The sequence below is a fragment of the Azospirillum oryzae genome (assembly GCF_900177515.1).
Taxonomy (GTDB): domain Bacteria; phylum Pseudomonadota; class Alphaproteobacteria; order Azospirillales; family Azospirillaceae; genus Azospirillum; species Azospirillum oryzae_A.
This window is the reverse complement of sequence record NZ_FXAK01000002.1, coordinates 273008-282500: the sequence shown is the minus strand read 5'-3', so window position 1 is coordinate 282500 and position 9493 is coordinate 273008. Positions and strand designations below refer to the sequence as shown.

Annotated in this window: 10 protein-coding genes (1 of these 10 only partly in view); 6 read left to right on the top strand and 4 right to left on the bottom strand. The window is 67.2% G+C overall.

Features of this window, described 5'->3' with window-relative positions; genetic code table 11:
• Positions 1–25 carry the 3' portion of a 2OG-Fe(II) oxygenase gene (locus B9N97_RS04330; RefSeq protein ID WP_143266351.1) on the top strand. It extends 674 nt beyond the left edge of the window, so only the last 25 of its 699 coding nucleotides appear in the window; its start codon lies off the left edge, out of view; it ends in the stop codon at positions 23–25.
• Positions 26–29: 4 nt separating this feature from the next.
• On the opposite strand, the gene B9N97_RS04325 is transcribed toward B9N97_RS04330, so the two are convergent.
• The 4 genes from B9N97_RS04325 to B9N97_RS04310 are packed head-to-tail and all read right to left on the bottom strand — an operon-like array spanning position 30 to position 3866.
• Positions 30–848 (bottom strand): ABC transporter permease, encoded by an 819-nt coding sequence (locus B9N97_RS04325; RefSeq protein WP_085083737.1) that lies wholly within the window; start codon positions 846–848, stop codon positions 30–32.
• Positions 845–1624 carry an ABC transporter ATP-binding protein gene (locus tag B9N97_RS04320; protein WP_085083735.1) on the bottom strand — a complete coding sequence of 260 codons (780 nt, stop codon included), beginning with the start codon at positions 1622–1624 and terminating at the stop codon, positions 845–847. Before B9N97_RS04320 ends, B9N97_RS04325 begins: the two co-directional genes overlap by 4 nt.
• A gap of 35 nt (positions 1625–1659) precedes the next feature.
• Complete coding sequence (locus B9N97_RS04315) at positions 1660–2637, bottom strand: YVTN family beta-propeller repeat protein (protein ID WP_085083733.1); 978 nt, start codon at positions 2635–2637, stop codon at positions 1660–1662.
• On the bottom strand, positions 2634–3866 hold the full coding sequence (locus tag B9N97_RS04310; RefSeq protein ID WP_244560550.1) for an ABC transporter substrate-binding protein: 1233 nt from the start codon (positions 3864–3866) through the stop codon (positions 2634–2636). The genes B9N97_RS04315 and B9N97_RS04310 overlap by 4 nt, the downstream gene beginning before the upstream one ends.
• Before the next feature lie 196 nt (positions 3867–4062).
• Here B9N97_RS04310 and B9N97_RS04305 point away from each other — a divergent pair, with 196 nt between their 5' ends.
• The 5 genes from B9N97_RS04305 (at position 4063) to pedF (ending at position 9445) form a co-directional block, all read left to right on the top strand.
• Positions 4063–4941 (top strand): transporter substrate-binding domain-containing protein, encoded by an 879-nt coding sequence (locus B9N97_RS04305; protein ID WP_244560549.1) that lies wholly within the window; start codon positions 4063–4065, stop codon positions 4939–4941.
• A 37-nt stretch (positions 4942–4978) separates the two neighbouring features.
• Complete coding sequence (locus B9N97_RS04300) at positions 4979–5845, top strand: quinoprotein dehydrogenase-associated SoxYZ-like carrier (protein ID WP_085083729.1); 867 nt, start codon at positions 4979–4981, stop codon at positions 5843–5845.
• Positions 5842–6807 (top strand): quinoprotein relay system zinc metallohydrolase 1, encoded by a 966-nt coding sequence (locus B9N97_RS04295; protein ID WP_085083727.1) that lies wholly within the window; start codon positions 5842–5844, stop codon positions 6805–6807. The genes B9N97_RS04300 and B9N97_RS04295 overlap by 4 nt, the downstream gene beginning before the upstream one ends.
• 241 nt (positions 6808–7048) lie before the next feature.
• Positions 7049–8812, top strand: coding sequence for a methanol/ethanol family PQQ-dependent dehydrogenase (locus tag B9N97_RS04290; RefSeq protein WP_085083725.1), 1764 nt, complete (start codon positions 7049–7051; stop codon positions 8810–8812).
• Between the two features lie 204 nt (positions 8813–9016).
• The gene (gene pedF, locus B9N97_RS04285; RefSeq protein ID WP_188051964.1) at positions 9017–9445 is read left to right on the top strand and encodes a cytochrome c-550 PedF; all 429 of its coding nucleotides are present in this window, start codon (positions 9017–9019) and stop codon (positions 9443–9445) included.
• Positions 9446–9493: the final 48 nt, after the last annotated feature.

Below are 9493 nucleotides of genomic sequence, written 5' to 3'. Positions count from 1 at the left end.
CATCATCTTCCATGACGCGGCGTGAGGAGTCACCCCGCCGCCGATGGCGCCCGCGATCCCATGCCGCGCGCGGGGGAATAGCCGCGCACCGCCAGGGCCGCGAACAGCAGCGTGGCGCCGGTAACGACCGCCAGCGCCAGCCCGTCGATCCGGCCGTAGAGCGCGAAGCGGATCAGTTCCACCCCATGAGTGAAGGGATTGAGGCTGCACAGCCACCACAGCAGCGGGCCGGCCTCCTCCATGCGGTAGAGCGGATAGAGGGCGGAGGACAGGAAGAAGAGGGGGAAGACGACGAAATTCATCACCCCGGCGAAATTCTCCAGCTGGCGGATGGTGGAGGCCAGCACCATGCCCAGCGCCCCCAGCATCAGCCCGTTCAGCAACAGGGCCGGCAGCACGGTCAGTGGCGCCCAAGCGGGAAGGTCGATGCCGTAGAGCCGGACGATCAGCAGGAAGGCCGCCACCTGGAGGATCGACACCACCACCCCACCCAGCAGGCGGGCCAGCAGAAGGAAGGCGCGGGGCAGCGGGCTGGTCAGCAGGATGCGCATGCTGCCCATCTCGCGGTCATAGACCATCGACAGCGAGCCCTGCATGCCGTTGAACAGCTGGATCATGCCGATCAGCCCCGGCACGATGTAGACCTCGTAGGGGATGTAGGTCTCGTAAGGCGGAATGATGGCGATGCCGAGTGCGGCGCGGAACCCCGCCGCGAAGACGAACAGCCACACCAGCGGCCGCACCAGCGCGCCGAGGAAGCGTTCGCGCTGATGCACGAAGCGCAGCACCTCGCGCGCGACGATGGCCTGGAAGGCGATCCACCATCCCGCGAACCGCCGGTCGGTCATGCTGCGGCCTCCGCATCGGCGTTAGGTTGGGCGGCGGTGGGCCGGGCGGCGGTCAGCCGGTCGAAGCTCTCCGCCACGGTGGCGCAGCCGGTCTCTTCATTCACTGCCGCCACCGGCCCATCGGCGCGAACCCGGCCGCGGTGCAGGACCACCACATGATCGGTGGCAGGGTCGATCTCGTCGATCAGGTGGGTGGCCCACAGCACGGCGATGCCATCCTCCGCGCACAGGGCGTGGACGTGACGGATCAGGGTGCGGCGGGCGGGGATGTCCAGCCCGACCGTCGGCTCGTCCAGCAGCAGCAGGGTGGGGCGGTGCAGCAGGGCGCGGGCGATCTCCACCCGCCGGCGGTGGCCGCCGTTCAGCGCGCGGACTTTCTCCCCGCGTCGTTCGAACAGGGACAGGCGGGTGAGTTCCGCTTCGATCCGCCGGTCGGCCTCGCGCCGGCCGATGCCGTGCAGGGCCGCGAAATAACGGAGATTCTGCACCACCGTCAGGTCGAGGTCGAGGGTCGGCTGCTGGAACACCGCACCCAGATGGGCCAGCGCGTCGCCCGGTGCCTGCGCGATGTCGTGGCCGTGGATGCGCACCTGTCCGGCCGTCGGCCGCAGCAGGCCGGTGGCGAGCGCGAACAGCGTGCTCTTCCCGGCGCCGTTGGGGCCGAGCAGGCAGGTGAAGGCGCCGGGCATCACGCGGAAGCCGACATCCTCCAGCGCGAGGCGGTTGCCGCCATAGCTGTGGCGCAGTCCATCGACCTCCAGTGCCGGCACCGTCATTCCACCGTTCCTCTCTGCCTCAGTCCCTGTTCGTCTCAACCCTTGACCGCCACGCCCCAGGGATAACGGCCGACCTTGACCGTCTTCGTCACCTTCAGGGCGTCGACGTCGATGATCGAAACGTCGCCGCTGACCCCGTTGGTGGTGTAGAGCGTCTTCTGGTCGGGCGTCAGCGCCAGTTGCCAGACGCGGCGGCCGACCAGCAGGTAATCCTTCACCTCGAAGGTCTTGGCGTCCACCACCGCGACATGGTTGGCCGGGCCGAGCGCGACGAAGGCATAGCGGCCGTCGTCGGTCAGCTTGACGCCCACCGGCTGGATGCGGTCCTTGGCGATGCCCTTGATATGGAAATCGACGACCTTCGTGACCTTGCGGCTGGCGGTGTCGATGACGCTGACGGTGCCGCCGATCTCCGACGAGACCCAGAGCTGCGAACCGTCCCGGGTGAACTGGGCGTAGCGGGGACGGGGGCCGACCAGCGTGTTGTCGACCACCTGCCGCTTTTCCATGTCGATCCAGTGGACCATGCTGGTCGTCTCGGAGGTGTTGACGCCCCAGCGGCCATCGGGGCTGACGTCCATCCCCTCCGGCTCCACCCCGACATCGACCTGGAAGGCGACCTTGCGCGTCGGCACGTCGACCACGGTGACGATGTTGCTGTCCTCGTTGGCGATGATCAGGCTCTTGCCGTCGGGGCTGAGGGCGAACTGCTCTGGATCCTCGCCGGAGGGCAGGTTGTGGACGACCTTCTTGCTGGCGAGGTCGAGGACCTGGACCGCATGGTCGTCGCTGGCGCAGATGAACAGCTGGGTGCCGTCCTTCGACAGGGTGATGCCGCGCGGGCGCTTGCCGACCTTGATGGTGTCGGTGACGGACATGGTCTTGCCGTCGATCACCGACAGGGTGTTGTCCTTCTCGTTCGACACATAGATGGTCTGGGCCGCGGCGGCAGACGCCAAGGTGGCTGCGATCAGGGCGGCTAAGGAGATGCCGGTGAAGCGGACGGCGGTCATGGCGTGGTCTTTCCTCGCGTCTTGCAGAGCGTTTCCGGTTGGTCGTAGCCCAGTGTGTCCAGTTCGGTGCGCGGGTGCAGGAATCCCTCCTGCGGCGATACCGACACCACAGACCGGTCGGCGGCCAGCAGCACCGGCTGGCGCAGCTGCCCATCCCAGGGGCGCAGGCTGAGCGGCGCGCCGCGGAAGGCCGACATGGTGAAGTCGGGCGACTGGATGAAGGCGATCAGGCGGTCGGGATCGGCGGTGCGGGTGCGGGCGGCGGCCTCGCCCACCACGCGGACGGCCGTCCAGTCATTGTGGTCGCGCGCGGTCATCGGGCGCTTGGCCGCAGCCTTGAAGCGGGATTGCAGCTGTGCCGCGCCCCATTGCTCGTGGGTGCGGTGCCAGACGGTGGGGACCAGCCCCTGGGTGCCGGTGACCGGGCGCGGATCGGCGGTGCGGTAGGACAGGTAATCGCCGAACTCCCCGACCTCGTCGGCGACGATCAGCACGTCGTAGGCCTTGGTCTGGGTGAAGACCGGGATTTCGGATTCGGCGGTGCGGTTGACGTCGCTTTCGGCGGTCCATTCCTTTTCCGCCACGATCTGGGCGCCGAAGCGCTTAGCGGTGCGGCGGATCGCGTCGGCGTAAAGCTTGTCCTCCGGCCGGCGGCCGGTGACCAGGAACCAGCGCGGCCAGCGCTTCTTCACCAGATATTGGCCGAGCGCGTCGGCCAGCATCGCCCGGCTGGGGGCGACATGGACGAGGTTCGCGGCGCAGGCGCTGCCGCGCAGGGCGTCGTCGGGGGCGTTGGCGTTCAGCAGCAGCAGGTTGCGCGCCTCCGGCAGCTTCGACAGGGCCTCCACCGTGGCGCCGGGCGCGTCGACGATGACGAAGCGGTTGCCGCGGCCGGCCAGCTCGCGCAGGGCGGCGGCTGCGTCGCCGTCCGGCGGAACCTCCACGCTGTCGAGCACGAAGGACTGCTTCAGGAACTTGCCGGTCGTGTTGTTGTCGGCGATGGCGAGCGTCGCCCCGGCAAGCCCGTCGTCGGCCGCCGGTTCGTCGGGGTTGGAGACCGAGGGCGGCGGTTCCGGCGTCTGCGACAGCAGGCCGATGCGGATCTCGGCGATGGAATCGGCACCGACGGCCTGGGCACCGGCACCGGGCGTCCCGGCCAGCAGGATTGCGGCGAGGGCGGCCAGCGATGCGCTGCGGAGAGGGCCGGGAAGGCGGGGCTTGGTCATCATATCCGTCGGAACGCCAACTGTTTGGAGTGCAGCCTATCGAGCGAATCCGGATGGCGGAATGCGACTATGGAAGGATGGACAGGCGACGGCAGGGGCGGGACCCCGTCTTGTACGAAAGTCCAATTATTGGTGTTGCGGAGCGATGGCTATCCTGGCTGCCCGTTCCATGATGAAACCACCATTGCCGGGACTTGCCATGGCGTATGTGACCCGCCGCCGATTCCTGTCCGGACTTGCCGCGAGCTGCGCGTCTGTCGGAATCGCGTCCGCACTCGGCGTGCCGCGGAGTGCCGCCGCCCGGCCGCTGGACGAGGTGATGGAGCGCGGCCGGTTGCGCGTGGCGGTCTATCGCGACTTCCCGCCCTTCTCCTTCCAGCGCGACGGCAAGCTGGTGGGCATCGACGTCGATCTGGCGAGGGCGATCGCGGAGAAGCTGGGCGTCAAGGCCGACATCTACGAGCAGATTCCCGGCGAGACGGTGTCGGACGACCTGCGGGTGGCGGTCTGGCGCGGCAGCCTGTTCGGCGGCGAGCTGGCCGACATCATGATGCACATCCCCTATGACAAGCAATTCGGGCTGATGAATCCGGAAGCGGTGCTGTTCGGCCCCTATCATCACGAGGTGTTCGCGCTCGCCCGCGATCCGCAGCGGGTGCGCTCCGCCGTGCTGGCGACCCTGCCGGACGAGCCGATCGCGGTGGAGATCGACAGCGTTCCCGACTTCTTCCTTTTGGGCCTGCAGGGCGGCCGGCTGCGCAGCCGCATCATCCATTGCCCGACGCCCGAGGCCGCCATCGAGAAGCTGACCTCCGGCGAGGCAGCGGCGGTGCTGGCGCCGCTGAGCCAGGTGCAGGCGGCGTTGGGCGCGCGGGCGGAGCAGTTCCCGGTCACCACCGTGACCCTGCCGGGCATGATGACCTCCAACTGGAACATCGGCATGGCGACCAAAGAGAACTCCCGCGATCTCGCGTACAGCATCGGCGATGCGGTGACGGCGCTGACCGAGGACGGGACGATGGGCCGGATCTTCGCCGCCTATGGCGCGACCCACACGCCGCCGCCGCTGGTGGAGTGATCGGGACGGAAGGAAACGGCCGGTCGGGAGGAGATGGATGGGACACGCCCTTTACCAAGTAGGACTTGCCGGCGCGATGATCGTCGTCGCGGGCACCGCGTTCGCCGCAAGCTCCCCCTCCGACCCGCTGAACTCGGTGATGTGGGAGGCGCTGCGCGACCAGTATTTCGCCGGCGCGCCGGTGGTGTTCGACGATGCCGTCAGGGTCAACGCCCCGGCGGCGGCGGAAGACACGCGGGCGGTGCCGGTTTCCGTCGATGCCACGGCGCTGGGCCATGTGGTGGAGATGGTGGCGATCGCCGACCTCAATCCGTTCCCGCTGGTGCTGCGTTACCAGCCCGGCACCGCCGCGCCCTACATCGCCACCCGCATCAAGATCCAGCAGGCGACCGCGGTGCGCGGGGCTGCACGAACCGCCGATGGGGTGTGGCATGTCTCCGGCGTGATGGTGGATGCGGCGGGTGGCGGCTGCAGCGCGCCGCCGGCCTCTTATGCCCAGAAGGATTGGGCCGACCATGTCGGCGAGGTGCAGGCCCGGCTCTGGCCGGCGGACACCGATGGGGTGGCGCGGCTGCGGCTGCGCATCCGCCATCCCAACGACACCGGTCTGGTCGACGGCATTCCCGCCTATTTCGTGGAGACCCTGCAGGTCGAGGCGCAGTCCCCCGGCGGTTCGGCCGAACTGGCGAAGATCGACAGTCTGGAGCCGGTGTCGGAGAATCCGGTCTATTCGCTGGACGTGCGTCCGCCGCCCGACGCCACGGCGCTGGTGCTGCGCGGCCGGGACAACCAGGGCGGCGAGATTCGCGCGACGATCCCGATTCCGCCGCCTGGTGCGCTGCCGGCGATGAGGCCGGCGATGTCCGTGAAACCGGCCGACCAGCCCTGGAGTGTCGGGCAATGAGCATGCCGCTTCTGCGCCGGCTGGCGCTGACCACCGCCTTTGCCGTTGCCCTGATGGCCGGTGCGGCGACGGGATCGGCGCGGGCCGCCGGGCCGCTGACCTACGATCTGAAGCCGACGCGCATCGCCCCCGATACCTATGTCTTCGAGGGCTCGACCAAGCATTTCACCCGTGCCAACGGCGGCAACATCCTGAATTCCGGCTTCATCGTCACAGCCGACGGGGTGATCGTCATCCAGACCGGCCCGTCCCGCCGTTATGGCGAGGAAATGCGCGCGGCCATCCGCAAGGTCACCGAAAAGCCGATCCGCAAGGTCTTCATCAGCAACCTGCACCCCGACTATTGGCTGGGGTCCCAGGCCTTCGCCGATGTGCCCATCGCGGCCCTGCCCGGCACCATCGCCGGCATCCAGGAGGAGGGGAGCGGCATCGCCGACAACATGTACCGGCTGGTCGGCGACTGGATGCGCGGCACCGAGGTGACGGTGCCGACGGAGCCGGTCTATGGCTCGACCGTGAAGTTCGGCGACCATCGCCTGCGGCTGATCCCGCTGAGCGGCCACACCGCCGCCGACCTGATGATTTTGGACGAGACGACGGGCGTGCTCTTCGCCGGCGGCGTGGTCTTCTGCGATCGCACGCCGACGACGCCGCACGCCACAATCGCCGACTGGCTGAAGGAGTTGGACGCGGTCGATGGCCTGGACATCCGGCTGCTGGTTCCCAACCACGGACACATCCGGCCGGACAAGGCCTGCGTCGCCCAGACGCGCGACTGGCTGACCTGGCTGGACGGCACGCTGCGCCACGCGGTGGACTCCGGCCTGGACATGGCGGAAGCGTTGGAACTGCCGATACCTGAGCGATTCGAAGTGCTGGACGTGTTGCGTGAAGAGTATCGCCGCTCCGTCGCCCATCTCTGGCCGAAGATCGAACAGGCTGCTCTGCCGCGGGTCAATTGAAGCGCGGGGGGTGAAGGGCGGCGGGCCTGACGCTTACGCCTGCTACTATCCGACAATTTACCCAACCGATCATCCGTCTACACTGCCGATATCGTAAAGCGACGCGGTCCCTTCGGCCGCCAAAAGCTTAAAAAGCCGCCCCTGATCCCGCTATCGCCCGCCGGACCCGCCCGTCCGGCGGCAACGGTCGGGTCATGCCCCGGGCGGTGCCGTCTTAATCAGTTTTGGGAGGCAACCGCATATGAAGCGCCTGGTTACAAGTCTCGCCCTGGCAGCCTCGCTGACTGCGTTCAGCGCCACCGGTGTCCTGGCCGCCGACGCCCCCGGCCCGTCCAGCGACGATCTGCTGAAGAGCGCCACCAACACCGAAGCGGTCCTGACCTATGGCATGGGGCCGCAGGCCCAGCGCTTCAGCCCGCTGACCGAGCTGAATGCCGACACCGTGAAGAAGCTGGTCCCGGTCTGGTCCTTCTCCTTCGGCGGCGAGAAGCAGCGTGGGCAGGAAGCCCAGCCCATCGTCTATGACGGCACCATCTACGTCACCGGTTCCTATTCCCGCCTCTATGCCGTCGATGCCCGCACCGGCCACAAGAAGTGGGAATACAACCACCGCCTGCCCGACGGCATCATGCCCTGCTGCGACGTGGTCAACCGCGGCGCGGCGATCTACAAGGACAAGATCTATTTCGCCACGCTGGACGCCCGCCTCGTCGCGTTGAACCGCGAGACCGGCAAGGTGGTGTGGAACAAGAAGCTGCAAGACTACAAGGAAGGCTATTCCAACACCGCCGCCCCGATGATCGTCGACGGCAAGATCATCACCGGCAATTCCGGTGGCGAGTTCGGCGTCATCGGCATGGTCGAGGCCCGCGATGCCGAAACGGGCGAGCTGGTCTGGCAGCGCCCGACCATCGAAGGCAACATGGGCACGCTGAACGGCAAGGAATCGACCGTCACCGGCAAGACCAACGCCAGCTGGCCCGGCGACATGTACAAGACCGGCGGCGGCGCCACCTGGCTGGGCGGCACCTACGATCCGGAGACCAAGACGCTGTTCTTCGGCACGGGCAACCCGGCGCCCTGGAACTCGCACCTGCGTCCGGGCGACAACCTCTATACCTCCTCCACGCTCGCCATCAATCCGGACAACGGCGAGATCAAGTGGCATTACCAGACCACGCCGCATGACGGCTGGGACTTCGACGGCGTGAACGAGTTCGTGTCCTTCGACCTGAAGAAGGACGGCAAGGTCATCAAGGCCGGCGGCAAGGCCGACCGCAACGGCTTCTTCTACGTCATCGACCGCACCAACGGTAAGCTGATCAACGCCTCGCCCTTCGTCACCAAGATCACCTGGGCCAAGGGCATCGACATCGAGACCGGCCGTCCGATCTACATCGACGACAACCGGCCCGGCGCCCCGGCCACCAGCGATGCGCACGACGCCAAGGGCAAGTCGGTCTTCGCGGCTCCCGCCTTCCTGGGTGCCAAGAACTGGATGCCGATGGCCTACAACCCGCAGACCGAGCTGTTCTATGTCCCGGCCAACGAGTGGGGCATGGACATCTGGAACGAGCCGATCACCTACAAGAAGGGTGCCGCCTATCTCGGCGCCGGCTTCACCATCAAGCCGCTGTATGACGATTACATCGGTGCGCTGCGCGCCGTCGATCCGAAGACCGGCAAGATCGTCTGGGAATACAAGAACCCGGCCCCGCTGTGGGGCGGCGTCCTGACCACGGCCGGCAATCTGGTCTTCACCGGCACGCCGGAAGGCTATCTGAAGGCCTTCGACGCCAAGTCCGGCAAGGAAGTCTGGAAGTTCCAGACCGGTTCCGGCGTGGTCGGCAGCCCGGTCACCTGGAAGATGGACGGCGAGCAGTATGTCGCCGTGGTGTCCGGCTGGGGCGGTGCGGTGCCGCTGTGGGGCGGCGATGTCGCCAAGCTGGTGAAGGACATCAACCAGGGCGGTTCGCTCTGGGTCTTCAAGCTGCCGAAGGCCTGACATCAGGCGCGTCCAAGCGGAAACGGGGCGGGCCGGAGCAATCCGGTCCGCCCATTCCCGTGCCTGTTCTTATTTGGCCGTTTCGTCTTCTTTTCAACGATGTCCTACCATAGTCCAATTATTCGCGGGTCCCACTGCTGATAACGTCTGCTCATGCGAAGCAAAGGCCGCAGGGCGGCTAGAAACAGAGGGAACGTCTTTCTCATGAATGCACGGATTATTCGACTTGCCGCCGCCGTTGGTCTGATCGGCGCCGTTGCTCTTCCCGGTCTGGTCTATGCCCATGGCGATGTCGTTCCCCAGCCGGTCGACACCACCGGGCTGGAGAAGCTGGGCGAGACCTGGCGGGACAGCAATCCCTACCGTGGCAACGAGCGCGCCATCGAGATCGGTGCGTCGGCCTTCAACCAGAACTGCGCGCGCTGCCACGGGCTGGGCGCGGTGTCCGGCGGCATCGCTCCCGACCTCCGCTATCTGGAAAAGGGCGACGCCGGCGACGAGTGGTTCAAGGAGCGCGTCACCAACGGTTCGATCCGCAACGGCGTGACCTACATGCCGAAGTTCGGCGAGGCGCTGGGCCAGGAGGCTCTGTGGTCGATCCGCTCCTGGCTGGAAACCGTGCACGAGGAATGACCCCTGCCGGATCGTTGGCTCTTCCCTTCCACGCTTCACATCCAAGGT